Genomic DNA, 21,636 nt, shown 5'->3' with positions numbered 1-21,636 from the left:
CGTGCGTGTCCGTTCAGGCAGCGACGACGCGGCTGTCGGCCGGCACCAGCACCTGCACCGCATCGCCGGCCTGGAAATCGGCCACCATGTTGCCGGCGTGCAGCTCGACGCGGATCTCCGACTGGTCGTGCAGCCGGATGCGGTAGGCGGTCTTGAAGCCCAGGTACTGGCGGCGCAGCACCTCGCCCGCGATGGCGTTGGGCACATGGGGCGCGGGCGCCATCAGCGACAGCGCCTCGGGGCGCGCGATGAGGATGCCCTGCGCGCCCAGCGCGGCGCCGCCCTGCTTGCCGTCCAGTTGCTGGCCGCACAGCTGGTAGCGCACGTGCGACGCGGCCCCGCCGGCGGACTCGGCCGGCACGGGAATCACGTTGGCCGAGCCGATGAAGTCCGCCACGTAGGCGTTCACCGGCGTGCCGTACAGCTCTTCGGGCGTGCCCAGCTGCGCGATGCTGCCGCGGTCCATGATGGCGATGCGATCCGACATGGCCAGCGCCTCTTCCTGGTCGTGCGTGACGAACACGGTGGTGATGCCGGCCTCGCGCACCAGATCGAGGATCACGTCGCGCATCTGCAGGCGCATCTTGGCGTCGAGGTTGGACAGCGGCTCGTCCATCAGCAGCACGCGCGGGCGGATCACCAGCGCGCGCGCCAGCGCCACGCGCTGGCGCTGGCCGCCGCTCATCTGCGCCGGGTAGCGGTCGGCCAGTGCCAGCAGGCTCACCTTGTCCAGCGCCTCGTTGACGCGCCGGGCGATCTCGGCCTTGGGCACCTTGCGCGCGCGCAGGCCGTAGGCCACGTTGTCGAAGGCCGTCTTGTCGGGGAACAGCGCGTAGTCCTGGAACACCATGCCGATGTCGCGGTGGTGGGTGGACACGCGCGTCACGTCGTCCCTGTCGAAAAGAATGCGGCCGCCGTCGGGCTCGTTGAAGCCCGCGATGCAGCGCAGCAGGGTCGTCTTGCCGCAGCCGCTGGGGCCCAGCAGGGTGTAGAAGGCGCCATCGGGCACATGCAGCGACAGGTTCTGCAGCACCGTCTGGTTGGCGAACTGCTTCACGACGTTGTCGATGGTGATGGAAGCCATGTCTCTTGTTCAGGGTGGAAGGAAGCGCGATGCTAGGTGCGCCCTCCACACGCCACCAGCCGTATTTTTTAAGGCGGCCGGTTAGTTTTTCTGCAGGCTTCCCGGTCTACGATGCCCGCCGGCCTCCAACCCCGGGCGGCACGCAACCGAACACGAAAAGAACATGAGGAAGACAAGCCCGCTCGCCAAGGGTCGCATGTGGTGACCCGACGCCTCCCCCCTTTGAAGGCGCTGCGCGCCTTCGAAGCGGCGGCGCGCCATGCCAACTTCACCGCGGCCGCCGACGAACTCAGCATCACGCACAGCGCCGTCAGCCAGCAGATCCGCCTGCTGGAGGACTACCTGGGCCAGCCGCTGTTCGCGCGCGAGGCCCGCGGCGCGACGCTGCTGCCGCATGCGCGCGACTACTTCGCCGAGGTGCAGGCCAGCCTGGACCGCATCGCCAGCGCCACGGCCGCGCTGAAGTCGCCCCACCAGCGCGCCAGCCTGCGCGTGTGCACCACGCCCTCGCTGGCGATGAAGTGGCTCATCCCGCGGCTGGCCGGCTTCCAGGCCCTGGCGCCGCAGACCGACGTGCAGCTGTCGACCCTGGGCCGGCAGTTCTTCGACCAGGCCGAGGCCGGCAGCGACGTGCTGATCCGCCGCATTCCCATGCAGCGCCCCGACCACACCTGCGTGCGCTGCCTGGACGACCACCTCGTGGCCGTGGCGTCGCCGCGCTTCATCGAGCGCCACCGCATCGCCAGCATGGCCGACTGCCTGGGCCACCCGCTGCTGCAGGCCGCCGGCGAAGTGGAGAACTGGCCGCGCTGGTTCGAGCTGGCCGGCGTGCGCGTGCCGCCCCAGCTGCCCGGCCCCGTGTTCGACCACCAGTTTCTTTGCATGCAGGCCGCCATGAACGACCTGGGGCTCGCGCTGGCGCCCTGGTGCCTGCTCGAGGAAGACATCCGCGCCGACCGGCTGCGCCTGGTGTTTCCTGAACCGCGCCTGCCGGCCTCCGGCGTCTACGCGCTGTACCGCACCGAAGGGCCGGTGGCCGCGCTGGCACGGCAGTTCGTCGACTGGCTCGGCACGCAGCACTGGAACGCGGCACACCCCACGCCATGAACAAGACCTCTTCTCCTCTCACCCTGCGCCTGTCGGACTTCAAGCTGATCGCCTTCGACATGGACTCGACGCTGATCGACATCGAGACCGTCGACGAGATCGCCGACATCGCGGGCTGCGGGCCCGAGGTCGCGGCCATCACCGAGGCCACGATGCGCGGCGAAATCACCGACTACAAGGACAGCCTGCGCCGGCGCGTGGCCCTGCTGCGCGGCGTACCGCTGTCGGCGCTGCAGGCCGTGTACGACCAGCGCCTGCACCTGAACCCCGGCGCCGAGACGCTGATCGCCGCGTGCAAGCAGGCCGGCCTGCGCGTCGTGCTGCTGAGCGGCGGCTTCACCTTCTTCACCGACCGGCTGCGCGAGCGGCTGCAGCTGGACGACACGCGCTCCAACATGCTGGAGATCGAAGACGGACGGCTCACCGGGCGCATGCTGCCCCAGCCCTGGGGCGACATCTGCGACGGCGAAGCCAAGAAGGACAAGCTGCTCGAGTGCTGCCGCGCGATGGGCATATCGCCGGCCCGGGCCATCGCCGTGGGCGACGGCGCGAACGACCTGCCGATGATGGGCGTGGCGGGGCTGTCGGTGGCCTACCACGCCAAGCCCCTGGTGCGCGAGGCCGCCATGCTGTCGATCGACGAGGGCGGGCTCGACCAGCTGCTCGACCTGCTCAAGCCTTGAGGTATTCGGCCTTCGTGCCGAGCCAGCGATCGATGTGGCGCTGCGCCAGCTCGGGGTGTTTCTGCAGCATCACCGGCGCAAGCTCGCGCGCCCAGTCGAGCAGCAGCGTGTCGGTCGCGAGGTCGGCAAAGCGCAGCAGCGGCGCGCCCGACTGGCGCGCGCCCAGGAACTCGCCGGGGCCACGGATCTCCAGGTCGCGCCGCGCGATCTCGAAGCCATCGCCGGTCTCGGCCATCGCCTTGAGCCGCGCGCGCGCCGCCTCGCCCACACGGCCGCTGTCGCCCGGCGCATAGAGCAGCACGCAGGCCGAGGCCGCCGCGCCGCGCCCCACGCGCCCGCGCAACTGGTGCAGCTGCGAAAGGCCGAAGCGCTCGGCATGCTCGATCACCATCAGCGAGGCGTTGGGCACGTCGACGCCCACTTCGATCACCGTGGTGCTCACGAGCACCTGGATTTCGTTGGCGGTGAAGGCGGCCATCACCGCCTGCTTCTCGGCCGTGGGCATGCGCGAATGCAGCAGGCCGACCTGGATGTGTTCGCCCAGCGTGCCGGCAAGTTCGTCGCGCGTCTCGGTGGCGTTGCGCAGGTCGACCGCTTCGCTCTCCTCGATCAGTGGGCAGACCCAGTAGACCTGCCGGCCTTGCGAAATCTGCGCCTGGATGCGGTCGATGACCTCGTCGCGCCGGTGGTCGGCCACCAGCTTGGTGACGATGGGCGTGCGGCCGGGCGGCAGTTCGTCGAGCGTGGAGACGTCGAGGTCGGCGTAGTAGCTCATCGCGAGCGTGCGCGGGATGGGGGTGGCGCTCATCATCAGCAGGTGCGGTTCGAGGTCGCCGCCCGCCTTGCCGCGCAGGGCCAGGCGCTGCGCGACGCCGAAGCGATGCTGCTCGTCGATGATGGCCAGCGCCAGGTTCTTGAAGCGCACCTTTTCGGAGATGACCGCATGCGTGCCGATGACCAGCGCGGCCTCGCCGCTTTCGACGGCGGCCGACATCTCGTCGCGTTCCTTTTTCTTCTGGCTGCCCGTGAGCCAGGCCACGCGCAGGCCGCGCTCGGCCAGCAGCGGATCGAGCCAGCCGACCAGCTTGCCGAAGTGCTGGGCCGCGAGGATTTCGGTGGGCGCCATCAGCGCGCACTGGAAACCCGCGTCGATGCAGCGCGCCGCGGCCAGCGCCGCGACCACGGTCTTGCCCGAGCCCACGTCGCCCTGCAGCAGGCGGTGCATCGGGATCTGGCGGTGCAGGTCGGCCGTGATCTCCTCGCCCACGCGCTGCTGCGCGCCGGTGAGGCCGAAGGGCAGCACGGCGAGCAACTCCGCATGCAGTGAACTCGCCGCCGCGTCGGTGGACGCAGGCAGCACCGGCGCACGCTGCGCAGCGCGCTCCAGCCGCGCCTGCAGCTGCGAGAGCTGCTGTGCCAGAAGCTCCTCGGCCTTGATGCGCTGCCACGCCGGGTGGCTGTGGTCTTCGAGCGCGGCGATCGACACGTCGGGCGTCGGGTAGTGCAGGAAGCTCAGCGCGCTGCGCAAATCCCACGCGCCGCGCAGGCCGATCTGCACCGGAATCGTCTCGTCGAGCAGCGCACGCGCCAGGCCCGAGCGCACCTCGCGCCGCAGCACCGGCTGCGCGAGCCCGGCCACGGTCGAGTACACCGGCGTGAGTGCATTGGGCAGCGCCGTGCCGGCCGCCTTGACGGTCGGGTGCATGATCTGCCGCCCCACGAAACCACCGCGCATCTCGCCGCGCACGCGCACCTTGGCGCCCACCGCCAACTGCTTTTGCTGCGACGGATAGAAGTTGAAGAAGCGCAGCTGGCAGGTGTCGCTGCCGTCGTCGATGGTGGCGATGAGCTGGCGGCGCGGTCGGAACACCACCTCGCACTCGGTGACCACGCCCTCGACCTGCGCCATGTCGCCGTCGCGCGTGTCGACCAGGCGCACGATGCGGGTCTCGTCCTCGTAGCGCATCGGCAGGTAGAGCGCGAAGTCGATGTCGCGCACGAGGCCGAGCTTGCGCAGCGCGCGCTGCACGAGGCTCAGGCCGGTGCCGGGCGGTTGCGCCGGCGCGGCGGGGGGAGTCGGTTCTTTCTTGGCGGGCACGGACAAGGCTTCTAGCGTGGACGGCAAAGGTCCGTCAAGGCGCTGCGGGCATCGGGGAACATGAACTGGAAGCCGCTGCGCAGCAGCTGCGCCGGCACCACGCGCTGGCCTTCGAGCAGCAGGTCGGCCTGCTCGCCGAGCAGCAGCTTCACGGGCGCGGCGGGCGTGGGCATCCAGCAGGGGCGGTGCAGCACGCCGGCGGCGACGCGGGTGAAGGCCTCCTGGCTCACTGCGCCCGGCGCGGTGACGTTGAAGGCCTGCGCGGTGGCCGGGCCGGTGGCAGGCTCGGTCACGGTCCACACATGCGCGATGGCGCGGATCAGGTCATGCACATGCACCCACGACAGCCACTGCCGCCCGCTGCCCAAGCGCCCGCCCATGCCCAGCTGCACCGGCATCAGCAGCTGCGGCAGCGAGCCCTGGTGGCCCAGCACGAAGCCGAAGCGCAGGCAGGCCACGCGAACGCCGTGCGCCACGGCCGCGTGCGCGGCGCGCTCCCAGCGCTGGCACAGCGTCGACATGAAGATGTCCTGCGGCGGTGCGTCTTCGGTGAGCTCGGTGGCGTCGCCCTGCGGCTGCACGCCGTAGTAGCCGATGGCGGAACCCGAGAGCAGCAGCCACGGCTTGCGCGGGCGCGTGGCGATCCACGCGACGAGCTGTTGCGTCAGGCCTTCGCGGCTTTGCAGCAGCTGCTGCTGGCGCCTTGCGCTCCAGCGCTGGCCTAGGATGCGTGCGCCTGCGAGGTTGACGACCACGTCGATGGTGTCCGCGGCGGGAATCTGGTCGAGCGACTGCACGCAGCGCACCGCGCCGCCGAAGCCCCAGGCGGCGGCGCGCGCGTCGCGCGTCCACACCGTCACCGCGTGGCCGTCGGCCAGCAGGTGGCGCACGAGGATCTGGCCGATGAAGCCGGTGCCGCCCGTCACCAGCACCTGCTGCGGTGTCGTGCCGAAGTGCACCGGGGCCTCGACGGCGCGCACCTGCGCCTGCTTCTGCTGCTTGAACAGGGCGCGCGCCGCGAAGCCGTCGCGCAGGCCAGAGATGCCCACGCCCACGCCGCACAGCGCCAGGAAGGCGCTGAGCCAGCCGTGCGGCTGCCACACCATCGCCGTCGGTTGGTCTGCCCAGCCGACCGCGCTCATCGCCAGCAGCGCGATGAACGCGCCGGCGTTGATGGCCAGCACCGTGTGCGTCACGCGCTCGGTGGGCGGCAGCAGGCGACTGCCGTCTTCGACCACGAAGTCCCACAGCGTGAGCACGATCTCGACGCCGAAGACCGCGAGCAGCACCCACGCCCACGCGCCGTGCCAGGCCCACGCCGACAGCCCGAGGAACAGCGCGCAGTAGATCGACGAGCGCGTGGCGTGGATCGCCAGCTCGCGCCCCGCCGTGCCGCGGCGCGGCAGCGCCTCGGTGCCTTCGTGGTGGTAGAGCGTGTCGAAGGCGCCCAGCGCGCCTTGCGCCGCCATGAGCTGCAGGGCCAGCAGGTGCGTGTCGATCATGCAGACACCGCCTGCGGCTCCGGCACTTCCTCGAACACGCCGACCTGCGTGAAGGTCGTGCCCATGAGGCAGTGGCGGATCTCGATGCGGATGTTGAAGCGCTCGGGCGTCTCGTTGTGGTGCCAGAGAAAAGTCTTGCCCGGCGTGAACAGGCCCGGCAGCGGAATGCGCCAGCCGAACACCTCCCAGAAATAGCCGTCGCTCTGGAAATGCAGGCTGCCGTTGGGCTCCACGCTCAGCACCAGCTTCATGCCCAGCCCCATGCCCACGTACTCCAGCACCTCGCCGCGCTCGCTCTCGCGCATGAAGCTGGTGAACTGGATCGGTTGGCGGCCGTGCAGGCGGTAGATGCGCTGCTTGTAGATGGCCGGGTCGTCGGGCCGGGCGTAGACCTGGATCTCGACCGGGAAGTGGCTGTCGCTGTAGGGGATCAGCGCGCCCTGGATCATCGGCTGCGTGAGGTGCCCCAAGAGCTTGCCGAAGCGCGAGCAGCGCAGCTCGCTGAGCGCGCCCAGGTAGTGCAGGGCCTTGCCCGGCAGGGGGTTCTTGTCGAAGCGCCGGCGGATGTCGGGGTGCAGCCCCATCCAGGCGCCGCCCAGGATCTTCTTGAAGAGCTCGCCTTCGGAAGGAGGGGCGGGGGCTGGCGTGACACGCGCGACGGAAGAATCGACCATGCGTCGATTCTGCCTCGGCAACCCCGAGCCAACCCCAAGTGACGCCCGTGATTCCGGGCCATGGGACAATCGCCGCTCTCCGCCTTTTTCCCTTCCCATGCCTCCTTGGCACGGGCCCGTCCGGCCCTCAAGCACCATGCGCGCCTTCACGCTTTCCGATTTCGATTTCCATCTGCCGCCCGAGCTGGTGGCACAACACCCCGCCACCGAACGCACCGCCTCCCGTCTGCTCGACGGCACAGGCCCCGCCCCGGCCGACCGCATCTTCAAGGAACTGCCCTCGCTGCTGCGCGCGGGCGACCTGCTGGTCTTCAACGACACGCGCGTGGTCAAGGCGCGCCTGTTCGGCGAGAAGCCGACCGGCGGCAAGCTCGAACTGCTGGTCGAGCGCGTGCTGCAGGGCCACGAGGTGGTCGCGCACATGAAGGTCAGCAAGAAGCCGCCCGTGGGCACCACGCTCGAGATGGTGGGCGGCTTCCGCGCCACGCTGCTGGGCCGCTGGCCCGAGGAAGACGGCGCGCTGTTCCGCTTCGGCTTCGAGAGCGATGCCGGCGAAGACCCGTACGCGCTGATGCAGCGCTGCGGCCACGTGCCGCTGCCGCCCTACATCACGCACACCGACTCGGCCGACGACGAGAGCCGCTACCAGACCGTGTTCGCACGCGTGCCCGGCGCCGTGGCCGCGCCCACGGCCGCATTGCATTTCGACGAAGGCCTGCTGGCCGAGCTCGAAGCGCGCGGCGTGCAGCGCGCCAACGTCACGCTGCACGTGGGCGCCGGCACCTTCCAGCCGGTGAAGACCGAGAACATCGCCGAACACACGATGCATGCCGAGCGCTACGAAGTGCCCGAGGCCACGCAGCGCGCCATTGCCGAATGCAAGGCACGCGGCGGGCGCGTGGTCGCGGTGGGCACGACCACCGTGCGCACGCTCGAGTCGTGGGCCAAGAGCGGCGAGGCCACGGGCGACACGCGCATCTTCATCACGCCGGGCTTCGCCTTCGCGCATGTCGACGTGCTGGTGACCAACTTCCATTTGCCCAAGAGCACGCTGATGATGCTGGTCTCGGCCTTCGCGGGTTACGAGCGCGTGATGGCGCTGTATGCCCACGCCATCGCCAACGGCTACCGCTTCTTCAGCTACGGCGACGCCATGCTGCTCGCACGCACCCAGGACTGAACGACATCATGCTGAACTTCGAACTCCTCAAGACCGACCCCGACAGCCACGCGCGCCGCGCGACGCTCACGCTCAACCACGGCAAGGTCCAGACGCCGATCTTCATGCCCGTGGGCACCTACGGCACCGTCAAGGGCGTGATGCCGCGCAGCCTCGAAGAGATGGGCGCGCAGATCATCCTGGGCAACACCTTCCACCTGTGGATGCGCCCGGGCCTGGACGTGATGGCGAGCTTCGGCGGGCTGCACCAGTTCGAGAAATGGGACAAGCCCATCCTCACCGACTCGGGCGGTTTCCAGGTGTGGTCGCTGGGCGCGATGCGCAAGATCAGCGAAGAGGGCGTGAAGTTCGCTTCGCCCGTCAACGGCGACAAGCTGTTCCTCACGCCCGAGGTCTCGATGCAGATCCAGACCATCCTGAACAGCGACATCGTGATGCAGTTCGACGAGTGCACGCCCTACGACACCAAGGGCCACATCACGACCGAGGCCGAGGCGCGCGTCTCGATGGAGCTGAGCCTGCGCTGGGCCAAGCGCTGCCAGGCGGAGTTCACGCGCCTTTCGAACCCGAACGCGCTGTTCGGCATCGTGCAGGGCGGCATGTTCGAGAACCTGCGCGAAGAGTCGCTCGCGGCGCTGGTCGACATGGACTTCCCCGGCTACGCCATCGGCGGCGTGAGCGTGGGCGAGCCCAAGGAAGAGATGCTGCACATCATGGGCCACACGCCGCACCGGCTGCCCGCGAACAAACCGCGCTACCTGATGGGCGTGGGCACGCCCGAGGACCTGGTGCAGGGCGTGGCCGACGGCGTGGACATGTTCGACTGCGTGATGCCCACGCGCAATGCGCGCAACGGCACGATGTTCACGCGCTTCGGCGACCTGAAGATGCGCAACGCGCGCCACAAGAATGACCCGCAGCCGGTCGACCCCAGCTGCACCTGCCACGCCTGCGCGGGCACCTCGGGCGTGAGCTGGAACGACGGCGGGCGCGAAGGCTTCAGCCGCGCCTACCTGCACCACCTGGACCGCTGCGGCGAAATGCTCGGCCCGATGCTGTGCACGATCCATAACCTGCACTACTACCTGAACCTGATGACGGAGATCCGCGCGGCGCTCGACGCGGGCACCTTCACGGCGTTCCGCGCGCAGTTCAAGGCCGACCGCGCACGCGGCGTCTAGGACTTCGCGGCGCCCGGGGACTGGATGGCCAGCGGCGTCGCGTAGGGCTCGATGCGCAGCAGCTCGTTCCTGAAGACCACGACCTGCCTGAGCGGTGCCTGCACCAGCGCCCCGCTCGCGTCCTTGTGCGAGGCGTACTGCCAGAGCGTGAGCTGGCCCTTCTCGGCCAGCATGGCGGCCAGCCGCTGCACGGGCGGCGCCGTGCCGGTGCCCAGTTGGGCCGCCTCGATGCCCACCACGATGTCATCTCGCGGCGAGACCACCTTGAAAAGCAGCACGGGCGCCGGTGCCTGCGCCTGTGCGCGGACGTGCCGCGCCGCGAAGGCGGCCGGAAGCAGCGCGAGACAGAAGACGAAGCGGCGGTTGAAGGAGCTCATGGGCCGAAGCGTATGCCTGCCACGGCGCCCTGCCCACAGGCCGGAAGCCATACGCCGGGTGGAGGCCCGGCCGGCACCAGGGACGCCGTCATCCGGTACGCTTGCCCTGTCTTCACTGCGGTTGTCCTCACCCTCATGACCAACGCCTCCCCACCCACGGCCTATACCGCCCGCTATCCCTCGCTGGCCGGCCGCACCGTGTTCATCTCGGGCGGCGCCAGCGGCATCGGCGAATCGCTGGTGCGGGCCTTTCATGCGCAGGGCGCGAAGGTCGGCTTCTGCGACCTCGACACGGCCGCCGGCGATGCGCTCGCCGCGCAGCTGCAGGGCACGCACCCCGCGCTGTTCGTGCCCTGCGACGTGACCGACACGGCCGCGCTCGCCGCCGCCATCGACGCGGTGCGCCAGCGCTTCGGGCCGGTGTCGGTGCTGCTGAACAACGCGGCCAACGACCGGCGCCACGAGATGGCCGACGTGACCAGCGACGACTTCGACCGCCTCGTGGCCGTCAACCTCAAGCACCAGTTCTTTGCCGCGCAGGCCGTGGCCGACGACATGCGCGCGCTGGGCGGCGGCTCGATCGTCAACTTCGGCTCGATCAGCTGGCTCATGAAGGGCCGCGGCTACCCGGTCTACCAGGCCTGCAAGGCGGGCGTGAACGGCCTCACGCGCTCGCTGGCGCGCGACCTGGGCAAGCAGAACATCCGGGTCAACACGATCATGCCGGGCTGGGTGATGACCGAGCGGCAGATCAAGCTGTGGGTGAAGCCCGAGTCGGGCGCCGAGATCGATGCGGCGCAATGCCTGCCGGGCCGCGTGATGGCGGAAGACATTGCCGCGATGGCGCTGTTCCTGGCGGCCGACGATTCGCGCATGTGCACCGCGCAGGACTACGTGGTGGACGCAGGCTGGACCTGAAGCGCTTCAACGGTCGCCCCAAAGAAAAAGCCCGGCGTGCCGGGCTTTTTGCTGCGTGGGTGGCGGGACGATCAGTCGCGCAGTTCGGCCGGCAGCGTGCCGCCATTGGCGGCGATGCGGCTCATCACCTGCTTGTGCAGGCCGATGTTCCATTCGGCCGAACCCGGTTCGCCGTTGCTGTAGAGGATTTCGCTGGCCAGTTCCTTGCGCGCGGCGAGGCTGCTGTCCAGGCCCAGCAACTTGAGCAGGTCGACGATCGAGGTGCGCCAGTTCAGGCCGGCGGCACCGGGCATGGCGTCCAGGACGGCGGGCACGTCGCCCAGCGGGATCGCGGGCGGCGGTGCGGCAACGGCCGGCGCGCCGGGTGCAGCCGCCGGCGGTGCGGCGACGACTTCAGCGGCGTTGGCCGACGGGAAAATCTTGGAAAAAATCTTGCCGAAAATGCTCATGGGTGTGCTCCGTCAATGTGAATGGGAAAACCCGCGGCACGGCGTTGCGTGACGCAGCCCGGGGTTGTAGCACGACCGTGCGGCGCTTTCGCTACGTGGCCGGCTGAACCGGCGCGCCCGGCGTGACCGATTGCGCAGTGCCGGTCACAGGTGTATGCGCAGCGGCCGAGGTTCCGCAAGCGTGGCAGAACTTGGAGAACGCGCTCTTGCGCGTGCTGCAGTGGCCGCAGTGGTCGAACAGGCCGATGCCGCAGTGCGGGCAGAAGTCGATCTCGTTGTTCTTCAGGTCGACCGGCCGCTCGCAGCCGGGGCACACGCTCTTGGCCAGGCGGGCCAGCGCGACGTCGTAGCTCAGCTCTTCGCGGCGCACCTGGTCGGGCTGCTGCTCGGCGAGCTTCTGGCGCGCCAGGTAGCGGTTGAGCGCCACGATGGCATAGCGCCCCACCAGCACCGTGAGCACGATGCCCACCACGTAGCGCACGTAGCCGCCGTAGCTCGGCAGGTAGGGCACCAGCTCGACGAAGAAGGCAAACAGGGCGAAGAAGATGAAGCCCCACACGAAGGGCCAGTAGGTGCTCTTGCGCTTCTTCACGAACAGCCAGCCGGCCACCAGCAGCAGCGGCAGGGTCAGCGCGAGCCGGTAGCCGAACACGCGCAGTTCGACGCGGCGGTACTCGGCGTCCAGGCGCTGCTGTGCGTCGTGCTCCAGCACGCCCAATGCCGCGCGCGCACGCTGCTCGGCCTGGCGCGCGTCGAGCGCGATCTGGCGCTGCGCGTCGGCCTTGCGCTGCGCTGCGTCTTCCTTCTGCTTGAAGGCATCGAGCGCCTTGGTGCGCGCGATGAGCTCGGTGTCCTGGTCGGGCTGCGCGGTGGCGCGGCGCGTGGCGATCCAGTTGCCGAAGGTCTCGCGCGCGTTGGCGCTGGCCTGCTGCGCCGTGTTGAGCTGCAGCTGTGCCTGGTCGAGGTCGCGCGCGGCCTGCAGCTCGGCGGCCTCCGAGGCCTTGATGGTGGCGCGCAGCGGCTCGGCTGTCGGCTTGTCGATGAAGTCGTCGAGCACGCGCACGCGCTCGACCTGCGGCAGGTCGCCCACGATCGTGCTGCCCAGCCCGATCAGGAAGCTCGCGAACACGAACGCCACCAGCCACAGGCCGCGGCGGAACCACTTCTCGGACAGGCGCAGGGATTTGCTCATGGTCGTTCCTTCTTTCTTTTCTTCGTTTCGCTCAGAGCTTGAGTGTGACTGGCGCCGCGCCCAGGCCCGCACGCGGCAGCCAAGTGAACACCGAGTCGACGGTCACGGTCTCGATGCGGTCCGAAAACCGCTTCTCGTTCGGATGATCGTCGAACGCGATGTTGGCCGAGCCCACGCGACCGCCCAGGCGGGTCAGCGGGCCGAGGTTCAGCGTGGTCGGCTCGTAGCCCTTGAACTGCAGCCAGGCCTGCGCCTGCGCGCGGGTGCCGATGGTGGCGGGTTCCATCGCGGCGGCCAGGGTCTCGATGGCCCACTGGTTCGACTGCTGGTACTTCTGGCCCCAGGCGTAGCTCACGATGCTGTAGGGCGCCACGTTCAGGCGCACGAGGCGCGCATCGGGCTCGCGCAGCGCGGCCATCAGCTGCGCCTGCACTGCCGGCGTGGGCACGGACCAGGCGGCCTCGTAGCGCCACAGGTCGTCGAGGAAGAACTCGCCCAGCCCCTGCCGGTAGACCGCGGCCACCGCGGTGCCGCAGTGGTTGAGCTTGTGCACCACGCGCCACGGGCCCTCGTCGGTCTTGTAGGCGATGCCCAGGTGCGAATAGCGCAGGCCGTATTTGCTCAGGTCCTGTCCGGCGCGCGCCAGGATGACCACGCGCGCGCCACTCGCATCGAGCTGCTGCGAGGTGCGCTCGGCCAGCTGCATGCCCTTGACGATCAGCGCCGGCGTCGGCCTGACCTGTTCGCACGAGCGGCCGGCGTTCGCCTGCAGCGGCAGCACCGCAGCGATGGCGAACGCCAGCAGCAGCGCGGGGCGCAAGGCGGGTTTCACGACAGTCTTTCGTTGTGGAGCAGTGCGCGGCCGACCGCGTTGGGCACGAAGGCCAGCACCTCGCCCGCGGCCGAGAGCACGACACCGGTGCCGATCACGCTCACGACCACGGCCGTGCCGGCGGCCGCCGACACGCCACGGGTGGCGCGCCCCATCACCTTGACGCTGGCGCGGGCGCCGTCCGAGGCGCGTTCGAGCAGGTAGACGGTGCCGTCGACCGAGGCCTCGACCGCGATCACGGTGAGCACCGAGCCGCCCACCGACAGCGCCGCGGGCACGGCGACCACCGCGGTGGCCGACGCCCCGACGACCGAAGCGGCGCCGACCACCGAGGCCACGGGCAGCAGCGACAGCGCGGCCGAGGCCTCGCTCTGGGCCCGTGCGGACGGCGGCGTCGCGACACCCGCGAACGCGGCGCAAGCGGCGAAGGCCAGGGCGGCCATCGACCGCGCCAGGGCGGTCCTGCGGGAAGCCGGCAGGCTGCGCTGGAGGATCGAAACGGTGGAGGATGAGAGGGGTTGCATGAAGGCCTCGCGGCGCAGTGAAGGTGAGCGAATGATGGTTCGCCTTCACGCCGCGGGGCTCGAATACTTCAACCAGTTGCGATCCTGGCGTCCCGCAGTATCCCGAAGAGATGCTTTGGGGGCGCGCCTCAGGAGGCCAGCAGGCCGGCCACGCGCTGGCGCAGCGTCTCGGGCTGCACTTCCTGCGGCGCCACGGGGTGGCCGACGCGCAGGCCCACGCGGCTGAAGAAGCCGCGACGGAAAGGCTTGGCCATGGCGACCTGCTGGCCGCCGCGCAGCTCGATGCGGCTGAAGTACGAGCCCCAGAGGTTGGTCAGCGCCATCGGGACCACGGGCGGCTCGATGCCTTCGGCGCGCGCACCCTCGAGGATCTTCATCACGCCGCCCTTGAAGGGCTGCAGTTCGCCGTCGCGCGTGATCGCACCTTCGGGGAAGATGCCCAGCAGGTCGCCCTCGCGCAGCACGCCGATGGCCTTGGCAAAGGCCGCCTCGTACGCGGCCGGGTCTTCCTTCTGCGGCGCGATCGGAATGGCCTTGGCCAGCTTGAACAGCCAGCCGAGCACGGGCACCTTGAAGATGCGGTGGTCCATGATGAAGCGGATGGGGCGCGGGCTCGCGGCCATCAGCAGCACCGCGTCGATGAAGCTCACGTGGTTGCACACCAGCACGGCGGCGCCCTCGGTGGGAATGTGCTGGTCGTCCTTGATGTCGAAGCGGTACACGAAGCGCGACAGCACCCAGGCCACGAAGCGCAGCAGGTACTCGGGCACCAGCATGAAGATGTAGAACGCCACCACCGCGTTGGCGATGCCGGTGAACAGGAAGATCTGCGGAATGGTGAAGCCCGCGCCCAGCAGCGCGCCGGCCAGCACCGAGCTGCCGATCATGAAGAGCGCATTGAGGATGTTGTTCGCCGCGATGATCCGCGCGCGGTGCGTGGGCTGGCTGCGCAGCTGGATCAGGGCGTACATCGGCACGCTGTACAGCCCCGCGAAGAGCGACAGCAGCGCGAGGTCGGCCATCACGCGCCAGTGCGCGGCCTGGTGGACGAAAGCGCCCAGGCCCATGCCGGCCGAAGGCGGCAAGGCCCGCGAGGCAAAGTACAGGTCGATCGCGAACACGCTCATGCCGATAGCGCCCAGCGGCACCAGGCCGATTTCCACCTGTCGGCGGCTCAGCGTCTCGCACAGCAGCGAGCCCACGCCGATGCCCACCGAGAACACCACCAGCAGCAGCGACGCCACCTGCTCGTCGCCGTGCAGCACTTCCTTCGCGAAGCTGGGGAACTGGCTCAGGAACACCGCGCCGAAGAACCACATCCACGAGATGCCCAGCAGCGAGCGGAACACCACGATGTTCTCGCGCGCCAGCATCAGGTTGCGCCAGGTTTCGCTGAAGGGGTTCCAGTTGATGACCAGGCTCGGGTCGGTGGCCGGTGCGGGCGGAATGGCCTGCGCCACGCCGCGCCCCACCAGCGCCAGCAGCAGGCAGGCCACGGCCACCGTGGTGTGGCCGATCTGCGGCATCGCCACCAGCAGCCCGCCCGCCACCTGGCCCAGCAGGATGGCGACGAAAGTGCCCATCTCGACCATGCCGTTGCCGCCCGTGAGCTCGCGCGAGTCGAGCACCTGCGGCAGGTAGGCGAACTTGACCGGCCCGAACAGCGTGGAGTGCAGCCCCATGAGGAACACGCAGCCCAGCAGCACCACCGCGTCGGCGCGCACGAAACCCCAGGCAGCGATCAGCATGATCGCGATCTCGAGGTTCTTGACGAAGCGGATCATCTTCGTCTTGTCGAACTTGTCGGTCAGCTGCCCGGCCGTGGCCGAGAACAGCAAAAAGGGCAGGATGAACAGCGCGCCGATCACCAGCCCCGCCATGGCCGGCGGCATCCAGCTCAGTTGCAGCTGGTAGGTCACCATGACGGTGAAGGCGAACTTGAAGAGGTTGTCGTTCGCGGCCCCCGCGAACTGGGTCCAGAAGAAGGGCGCGAAGCGCCGCTGGCCGAGCAGGGCGAACTGGTTCGCGTGGGCGTTGGGCTCATGCACCACGGGCGCAGTCGCGGCGGCGGCGGGGGTTGTCATGCGATGCAATCTCCTCTTTGTCTTCTACCGCTGCGCCACGGGCGTTCCGTGGTCAGGCCGCGTCATGCCGCGATCGCGGCAGGGTCGGGATTGTGCCGCAGCAACGTCGCGCGCCAGCCCTTTTCGAGGCGGTACAGCGCCATCAGCACGGGCAGGCCGGCCAGCGACGCCACCAGGTGCTTGAGGGTGTGGCCCGACACGAGGTGGCCGGTGGCTTCGTAGATGGCGTGGTCGCCCAGTTCGAAGGCCTTGGCCACCACATAGAACGCGATCACCCAGCCCAGCTTGAGCCCGACAGCGCCGCGCATCGGCGTGGCCAGCGCCAGCGTGAGCACCACCGCCATGCCGCCGAACTGCACCAGCGCCCAGGGCAGCACGTTGCCGGTTTCCTGGCAGACCTCGGCCGCCAGCAGGCCGGCCGTGAGCACGAACCAGGCGGCCGGCCAGCCGGCGCGCTGGCTGACGCGCTCGCAGACGGCGATGCCGATCAGGCCCGCGAAGGCCACGGCCATGCCGGCGCGGTCGGCGGCCAGGCGGGGCGCGTCGGGCAGCAGGTGATAGAAGGCCGAACCGGCAGCGGTGGCGATCAGGCCGGCAAAGAACAGCCAGGCGCAGTCCAGCGTGTTGTCCGGCGGGTCGTTGGCGGGCGGCGCCAGCGGGAACCCGGCCAGCGCCTCCTGGTGCGAGCGGTCGATGCGGTTGAGCCGGTACAGGCCCAGGCAGCCGATGGCCAGGAACGGCAGGTTGCTCAGCACGTCCATCGCGTTGGGCAGGTGAAACAGCGGCCGGTTGTCGGCGAACACGGAGGCGATCGCCACGTCGGCGGCCGGCAGCGCCGGGCCGAAGAAGGCGACGAGCAGGAGCAGCGCGAAGGTGAACAACAGTCCGCGTTCGCGGCGTGTCAGGGTGGGCAGAAGCATGGCGTTCCTCGGTGGGGTGGTGGCTGGCGGGTGGAATCTAGTTGCCAGCCCTCCCCCAGGCATCGAGAATCGATACGAGGCACTATTTCACTCCCTTCGGTATCCTTTTTCTATACCTTCAACCCGCACCCTCCCTTCATGAGCACCACCGTCGACCTGGTCCAGGCCCTCAAGAACGAACTCAAAAGCGCCCGCATGACGTATGCCGACCTGGCCCGGTCGCTGGACATGGCGGAGTCCAGCGTCAAGCGCATGCTGGCCAAGAGCGACATGCCGCTGTCGCGCGTCGATGCGATCTGCCGCGCCCTGAAGATCGATTTCGCCGAGCTGGCACGGCGCGTGGCCGACGCCCAGCCGCTGCTGAAGGAGCTGACGCACGAGCAGGAAAAGGCCGTGGTCAAGGACAAGAAGCTGCTGCTGGTGGCGATCAGCGTGCTGAGCCAATGGACGCTGGAACAGATCGTGGCGTCGTACCGGATCACCGAGGCCGAGTGCATCGGCTGCCTGGCGCAGCTGGACCGCATCGGCATCATCGAGCTGCGCCCGCTCAACCGGTACCGCCTGAAGCTCGCCAAGACCTTCCGCTGGCGCCCGCACGGCCCGGTGATGGAGTTCTTCCGCGAGAACGTGGTGCTCGACTACTACAAGGGCGGCTTCGACGGCCCGGCCGAGGGCCTGCTGCTGGTGCACGGCTCGATCAGCCGGTCGCTGGCGCCCGCCTTCATGGAGCGGCTGCAGCGCGTGGCGCAAGACTTTGCGCAGCAGCACCAGACCGACCAGAAGCTGTCGGCCAAGGACCGCGAGGGCTACACCCTGCTCCTTGGCATGCGCAACTGGGAATTCGAGCTCTTCACCCGCCTGCGACGGAACTGAAGGCCCGTCAGGGCTTCGCTGCTTCCAATGCGTCGCGCGTGGTGCGCGCGGCGTTCTTCGCCGCGTCGGCGAAGTCTTCGCCCGACGAGGCGTAGATGATCGCCCGCGACGAGTTCACGATGATCGGCGCGTCGGCGCGCCAGCCGGCGCGCACGGTGGCGACCGCGTCGCCGCCCTGGGCACCGACGCCCGGGATCAGGAGCGGCACCGTCGGCGCGAGTTCGCGCACGCGCTCGATCTCGGCCGGGTAGGTCGCGCCCACCACGAGGCCGAGCTGGCCGTTGAGGTTCCACGGGCCCTGCGCCAGGCGGGCGACGTGCTCGTACAGGAAGGGCTGGCCCTCGACGCTGGCCAGGCGCTGGCCCTGCAGGTCGGAACCGCCGGGGTTGCTGGTGCGGCACAGCAGGAAGGCGCCCTTGCCTTCGTACTGGAGATAGGGCGCGACCGAGTCGAAGCCCATGAAGGGCGACAGGGTCACGGCGTCGGCGCCGTAGCGCTCGAAGGCTTCGAGCGCGTACTGCTCGGCGGTGGAGCCGATGTCGCCGCGCTTGGCGTCCAGGATGGTGGGCACATGGGGCGCGTTGCGGCGCATGTGCTCCATCAGGCGTTCGAGCTGGTCTTCGGCGCGGTGGGCCGCGAAGTAGGCGATCTGGGGCTTGAAGGCGATGACCAGGTCGGCCGTCGCGTCGACGATGCGCGCGCAGAAGTCATAGATGCGGCTGGCGTCGCCCTTGTACGCCCCCGGGAATTTGGCTGGCTCCGGGTCGAGGCCCACGCAGAGCAACGAACCGTTGGTTTGCTGTGCAGCGGCCAGCTTGTCGAGGAAAGTCATGGGGCCCGATTTTACGGACCCCGCCCGCCGGCCTCAGGCCGAAGGGGTGGCCTGCTCCGCGGCCAGGCAGAGATCAGCCCAGGCGCGGGCCTTGTCGGCCGGGTTGCGCAGCAGGTAGGCGGGGTGGTACGTGGCGACCACCGGCACGCCGTTGGCCGACGCCAGCGGCACGGCGCGACCGCGCAACTTGCCCAGCGGATCGCGGCTTTGCATCAGGCTCTGCGCGGCCAGCGGGCCCATCGCCAGCACGATGCTCGGCGCCAGCGCCGCCGCGTGGGCGTCGAAGGCGGCGTCGATCGGCTGCGGGCTGCCGGGCTGGCCGGCGGCCACGCCGCGGTGCGTGCGCATCAGGTGCACGGGCGTGCGACCGTCGTGCAGCTTCAGCGCGCGCAGCATGTTGTCGAGCAGGCGACCGGCGTCGCCCGCGAAGGGCTCGCCGTGGCGACCGTCGGCCTCGGGCGGCATGTCGGCCACGACCAGCCAGCCGCCCTGCACCGGCGCCGCGGCATCGGCCTTGTCGGCGTACAGGCGGCAGGGTGCTTCGACCAGCACGGCGGCGCCTTGCGCGACGGGCGGTGCTGCCACGGGACGCGGCGCCGGGGCGGCCACAGGACGGGCGACGGGCGCAGGTGCCGGGCGCGGCGAGGGCGACGGCGGGGGCGCGTCGTAGGACTGGTCGCGATCGTCGAGCTCCAGCGGCGGACCTTCGGGCATGTCGGGCATGCCGGAATCAGCGGCCACGGGGACCTCTGGCTCGGCTTCGACTTCGATCTCGGGTTCCGGTGGCACGGGCCACCAGACCTTCACGCCCATCTCGTCGAGCATGGCGCGCTGGCGCGCGTCCAGGCGCAGGGTGTGGACCGCGGTGTCCGTCATCGCAAAGCTCCCCAGGCGGAGCCTGTTTCGTTGAGGCGCATGCTCATGACGACCGCGTCTTCACGCTTGCCGTCGAACGCCGGGTAGTAGCCCTTGCGCACGCCGACGCTGCGAAAGCCTTGCCGCAGGTAGATGTCGAGCGCGCGCCGGTTGCTTTCGCGCACCTCGAGCCACAGCCACAGCGCGCCCTCGCCGCGCGACCAGCCGGCCAGCGCCTCGAGCATGAGCGGCGCCCAGCCCTGGCGCTGGAAGGCCGGCGCCACGGTGATGTTGAGCAGGTGCACCTCGTCCACGCCCTTCATGGCGACGAAGTAGCCGATCAGCGTTTCGCCCAGGCTCGTGCAGGGCGACTCGACACCCGGCGCCACGCCGGGCGCCAGCAGGCACTGGCAGTGGTAGCCCACGGCCATCGAATCGGTGAAGTTGGCGCGCGTCCAGGGGTGCGTGTAGGCCGTCTGCTCGACCGCGCACACGGCATCGATCCGCTCGACGGTGAGCGGTTCAAGACGGGCTTCGACGGACTGGAGGACGGCGCTCATGCGGGGTTCGGCGGAACGGCGGCCGCCGCCTTGATGGCGGCGCGTTCCTCGGTGGTTTGCGCCACTTTATCGCGAACATAGAGCGGCCAGGCTTGCGCGGCGGGCACGGTGCGGCCGGCCGCGAGCAGCGCGGGCGCCAGCCGCAGCATGGCGGCGGCCGTGGGCAGCACCTCGTGGCGGGCCGTGGCGCTCGCCAGGCGCGGGCCGTAGGCGGTGAAGGCGTTGCCGGCAAGCGCCCAGCCGGCCGGCACCTCGAGCGCCTCGGGGGCGAGCAGCAGCGGCTCGGGGTCGCCGCCGAACGGGCCGGCGGTGTCGAAGTCGTAGTGCGCGGCGTAGAGCTGGTCCATGCGCGCGTCGAGCACGGCCACCACGCGCTGCGCGCCGAAGGCATGGCGCGCCTCGTCGGCCACGGCCAGCAGGGTGTCGACCGGCAGCAGCGGCACCTTGGCGCCGAAGGCCAGGCCCTGCGCCACCGAGCAGGCGGTGCGCAGGCCGGTGAAGGAGCCCGGGCCGCGCCCGAAGACGATGGCGTCGAGCTCGGCCAGCGCGAGCCCCGCGTCGGCGAGCAGTTGGCGGATCAACGGCAGCAGCGTGCTCGACGCCTGCGCGCCGCCCACGCCGCTGTGCGCCAGCACGCGGTCGCCGTGGCGCACCGCAACCGACAGGTGCTCGGTGCTCGTGTCGAAGGCCAGCAGCTTGTCAGACATTCGGACGCCCCATTCCTGCCGGGCACGGCGTCGGGCAGACCGGCGCCGGCGCCACGCGCACGGCCGCCGCGCGCACGCCGAACAGGATGCCGGCCGTCACCAGCGCGAGGCCAGCGACCAGGCTCCAGTGCATGGGTTCGCCGAGCCACAGCACCGCGCCGAAGGCCGACAGGCCCGGTACCAGCGCCGTGATCATGGTGGTGCGCACCGGGCCGAAGTGCTGGATCATCTTGGTGAAGGTGATGCCCGAGATCACCACCGAGCCGACGCCCTGGAAGGCCATCTGGAATGCGACCTCGCCCCACGGCGCGCTGCCGATGTGGCTCACGACCGCGCCCGAAGCCACCAGCAGCGTGTAGACCGGCACATAGGTAATGAGCGCGAACACGGTGATGGCGATGGTCGCGCGCACGGCGTCCAGCCCATGGCGGCGCGCCACCACGCTGTAGCAGGCCCAGCAGAAGGCGGCGCCCATGAACATCAGGTCGCCCTTCCAGACCTCGCCGCCCTCGAAGGCGTGCAGCAGGCTGCGCCCGCCGACCACGAGATCGCCCGCAACGATCATCGCCAGGCCGATGGCGCGCGTGGGCGTGATGCGGTCGCGCAGCACCAGCGCGGCCAGCAACGTGGTCCACAGCGGCAGGCTGCCGGGCATCAGCACGGCGGCATGGCCGGCCGGCGCGAAGAAGAAGCCGCTGTAGGCGATGAGGGCGTAGGCCACGCCGCCGAAGATGCCGGCGGTGGCGGTCACGCGCAGCGACAGCGGCGACAGGCCGAAGAACGAGGACACCGCGCCGCGGTGCTTCGTCGCCAGCCACGCGCCCCAGGGCACCAGCACCAGGCTGGCGCCGCAGACGCGCGCAAAGGCCAGGTCGAAGGGCGTGAGCGAACGCGCGGCCGAGGCGCGCGCGATGAGGATGAAGGCGGTCCAGACCACGACGGTGACCACGGCCGCGCCGATGCCGAGCATGCGGGGAGACAGGAAGGGCGGGGAGGTCTGCGGG

Annotated in this window: 22 protein-coding genes; 6 read left to right on the top strand and 16 right to left on the bottom strand. The window is 70.0% G+C overall.

The window, feature by feature from the left end; translation table 11 throughout:
• Nucleotides 1–13: 13 nt before the first annotated feature.
• Nucleotides 14–1,084 carry an ABC transporter ATP-binding protein gene (locus tag AC07Y4_RS09235; protein WP_487847588.1) on the bottom strand — a complete coding sequence of 357 codons (1,071 nt, stop codon included), beginning with the start codon at nt 1,082–1,084 and terminating at the stop codon, nt 14–16.
• Between the two features lie 198 nt (nt 1,085–1,282).
• Here AC07Y4_RS09235 and AC07Y4_RS09230 point away from each other — a divergent pair, with 198 nt between their 5' ends.
• Both AC07Y4_RS09230 and serB read left to right on the top strand, forming a co-directional pair.
• A complete protein-coding gene (locus AC07Y4_RS09230; protein ID WP_369630596.1) occupies nt 1,283–2,191 on the top strand; it encodes a LysR substrate-binding domain-containing protein in 909 nt (302 codons plus the stop codon).
• Nucleotides 2,188–2,874, top strand: coding sequence for a phosphoserine phosphatase SerB (serB, locus tag AC07Y4_RS09225; protein WP_487847589.1), 687 nt, complete (start codon nt 2,188–2,190; stop codon nt 2,872–2,874). Before AC07Y4_RS09230 ends, serB begins: the two co-directional genes overlap by 4 nt.
• On the opposite strand, the gene recG is transcribed toward serB, so the two are convergent.
• From recG to AC07Y4_RS09210, 3 genes are read right to left on the bottom strand one after another with little or no spacing between them, the layout of a single operon-like run.
• Nucleotides 2,864–4,972, bottom strand: coding sequence for an ATP-dependent DNA helicase RecG (gene recG / locus AC07Y4_RS09220; protein WP_487847590.1), 2,109 nt, complete (start codon nt 4,970–4,972; stop codon nt 2,864–2,866). The two genes, serB and recG, sit on opposite strands and share 11 nt — an antisense overlap.
• Nucleotides 4,973–4,983: 11 nt before the next feature.
• Nucleotides 4,984–6,474, bottom strand: a complete 1,491-nt coding sequence (locus AC07Y4_RS09215) for a TIGR01777 family oxidoreductase (RefSeq protein WP_487847591.1) — start codon at nt 6,472–6,474, stop codon at nt 4,984–4,986.
• The gene (locus AC07Y4_RS09210) at nt 6,471–7,148 is read right to left on the bottom strand and encodes a DUF4166 domain-containing protein (protein WP_307637657.1); all 678 of its coding nucleotides are present in this window, start codon (nt 7,146–7,148) and stop codon (nt 6,471–6,473) included. Before AC07Y4_RS09210 ends, AC07Y4_RS09215 begins: the two co-directional genes overlap by 4 nt.
• Before the next feature lie 136 nt (nt 7,149–7,284).
• Here AC07Y4_RS09210 and queA point away from each other — a divergent pair, with 136 nt between their 5' ends.
• Both queA and tgt read left to right on the top strand, forming a co-directional pair.
• On the top strand, nt 7,285–8,328 hold the full coding sequence (gene queA / locus AC07Y4_RS09205) for a tRNA preQ1(34) S-adenosylmethionine ribosyltransferase-isomerase QueA (protein WP_095747235.1): 1,044 nt from the start codon (nt 7,285–7,287) through the stop codon (nt 8,326–8,328).
• 8 nt (nt 8,329–8,336) lie between these two features.
• A complete protein-coding gene (gene tgt, locus AC07Y4_RS09200) occupies nt 8,337–9,509 on the top strand; it encodes a tRNA guanosine(34) transglycosylase Tgt (protein WP_487847592.1) in 1,173 nt (390 codons plus the stop codon).
• Here tgt and AC07Y4_RS09195 read toward each other — a convergent pair.
• Nucleotides 9,506–9,886: a hypothetical protein gene (locus AC07Y4_RS09195; protein ID WP_487847593.1), complete on the bottom strand. Its 381-nt coding sequence runs from the start codon at nt 9,884–9,886 to the stop codon at nt 9,506–9,508. The genes tgt and AC07Y4_RS09195 overlap by 4 nt on opposite strands.
• A 135-nt stretch (nt 9,887–10,021) precedes the next feature.
• Here AC07Y4_RS09195 and AC07Y4_RS09190 point away from each other — a divergent pair, with 135 nt between their 5' ends.
• Nucleotides 10,022–10,804, top strand: a complete 783-nt coding sequence (locus tag AC07Y4_RS09190) for an SDR family NAD(P)-dependent oxidoreductase (protein WP_487847594.1) — start codon at nt 10,022–10,024, stop codon at nt 10,802–10,804.
• 71 nt (nt 10,805–10,875) lie between these two features.
• On the opposite strand, the gene AC07Y4_RS09185 is transcribed toward AC07Y4_RS09190, so the two are convergent.
• The 6 genes from AC07Y4_RS09185 to AC07Y4_RS09160 form a co-directional block, all read right to left on the bottom strand.
• Complete coding sequence (locus AC07Y4_RS09185; RefSeq protein ID WP_070063202.1) at nt 10,876–11,253, bottom strand: DUF3597 domain-containing protein; 378 nt, start codon at nt 11,251–11,253, stop codon at nt 10,876–10,878.
• 91 nt (nt 11,254–11,344) lie between these two features.
• The gene (locus tag AC07Y4_RS09180) at nt 11,345–12,445 is read right to left on the bottom strand and encodes a serine endopeptidase (protein WP_307582132.1); all 1,101 of its coding nucleotides are present in this window, start codon (nt 12,443–12,445) and stop codon (nt 11,345–11,347) included.
• Between the two features lie 31 nt (nt 12,446–12,476).
• Nucleotides 12,477–13,277, bottom strand: coding sequence for a DUF2145 domain-containing protein (locus AC07Y4_RS09175; protein ID WP_487847595.1), 801 nt, complete (start codon nt 13,275–13,277; stop codon nt 12,477–12,479).
• Complete coding sequence (locus tag AC07Y4_RS09170; protein WP_487847759.1) at nt 13,274–13,720, bottom strand: hypothetical protein; 447 nt, start codon at nt 13,718–13,720, stop codon at nt 13,274–13,276. Before AC07Y4_RS09170 ends, AC07Y4_RS09175 begins: the two co-directional genes overlap by 4 nt.
• A gap of 209 nt (nt 13,721–13,929) precedes the next feature.
• Nucleotides 13,930–15,885 (bottom strand): MFS transporter, encoded by a 1,956-nt coding sequence (locus AC07Y4_RS09165; protein ID WP_487847596.1) that lies wholly within the window; start codon nt 15,883–15,885, stop codon nt 13,930–13,932.
• 62 nt (nt 15,886–15,947) lie between these two features.
• On the bottom strand, nt 15,948–16,805 hold the full coding sequence (locus AC07Y4_RS09160) for a hypothetical protein (RefSeq protein WP_159279226.1): 858 nt from the start codon (nt 16,803–16,805) through the stop codon (nt 15,948–15,950).
• A 138-nt stretch (nt 16,806–16,943) separates the two neighbouring features.
• Here AC07Y4_RS09160 and AC07Y4_RS09155 point away from each other — a divergent pair, with 138 nt between their 5' ends.
• Entirely contained in the window at nt 16,944–17,678 is a 735-nt protein-coding gene (locus AC07Y4_RS09155; protein ID WP_070063207.1) for a helix-turn-helix domain-containing protein, read from the top strand.
• 7 nt (nt 17,679–17,685) lie between these two features.
• Here AC07Y4_RS09155 and pyrF read toward each other — a convergent pair whose 3' ends face one another.
• The 5 genes from pyrF to AC07Y4_RS09130 are packed head-to-tail and all read right to left on the bottom strand — an operon-like array spanning nt 17,686 to nt 21,614.
• Complete coding sequence (pyrF, locus tag AC07Y4_RS09150) at nt 17,686–18,510, bottom strand: orotidine-5'-phosphate decarboxylase (protein ID WP_062477481.1); 825 nt, start codon at nt 18,508–18,510, stop codon at nt 17,686–17,688.
• A 33-nt stretch (nt 18,511–18,543) separates the two neighbouring features.
• The gene (locus AC07Y4_RS09145; RefSeq protein WP_487847597.1) at nt 18,544–19,386 is read right to left on the bottom strand and encodes a uracil-DNA glycosylase family protein; all 843 of its coding nucleotides are present in this window, start codon (nt 19,384–19,386) and stop codon (nt 18,544–18,546) included.
• On the bottom strand, nt 19,383–19,925 hold the full coding sequence (gene rimI, locus AC07Y4_RS09140) for a ribosomal protein S18-alanine N-acetyltransferase (protein ID WP_062483095.1): 543 nt from the start codon (nt 19,923–19,925) through the stop codon (nt 19,383–19,385). The genes AC07Y4_RS09145 and rimI overlap by 4 nt, the downstream gene beginning before the upstream one ends.
• Entirely contained in the window at nt 19,922–20,632 is a 711-nt protein-coding gene (tsaB, locus tag AC07Y4_RS09135) for a tRNA (adenosine(37)-N6)-threonylcarbamoyltransferase complex dimerization subunit type 1 TsaB (protein ID WP_487847598.1), read from the bottom strand. The genes rimI and tsaB overlap by 4 nt, the downstream gene beginning before the upstream one ends.
• Nucleotides 20,625–21,614, bottom strand: coding sequence for a DMT family transporter (locus tag AC07Y4_RS09130; RefSeq protein ID WP_495274429.1), 990 nt, complete (start codon nt 21,612–21,614; stop codon nt 20,625–20,627). Before AC07Y4_RS09130 ends, tsaB begins: the two co-directional genes overlap by 8 nt.
• Nucleotides 21,615–21,636: the final 22 nt, after the last annotated feature.

It is taken from the genome of Variovorax sp. GW460-12-1-14-LB1 (assembly GCF_059423605.1).
Note: the sequence above shows the minus strand (reverse complement) of the source record. Positions and strands in the feature narration are given on the sequence as shown.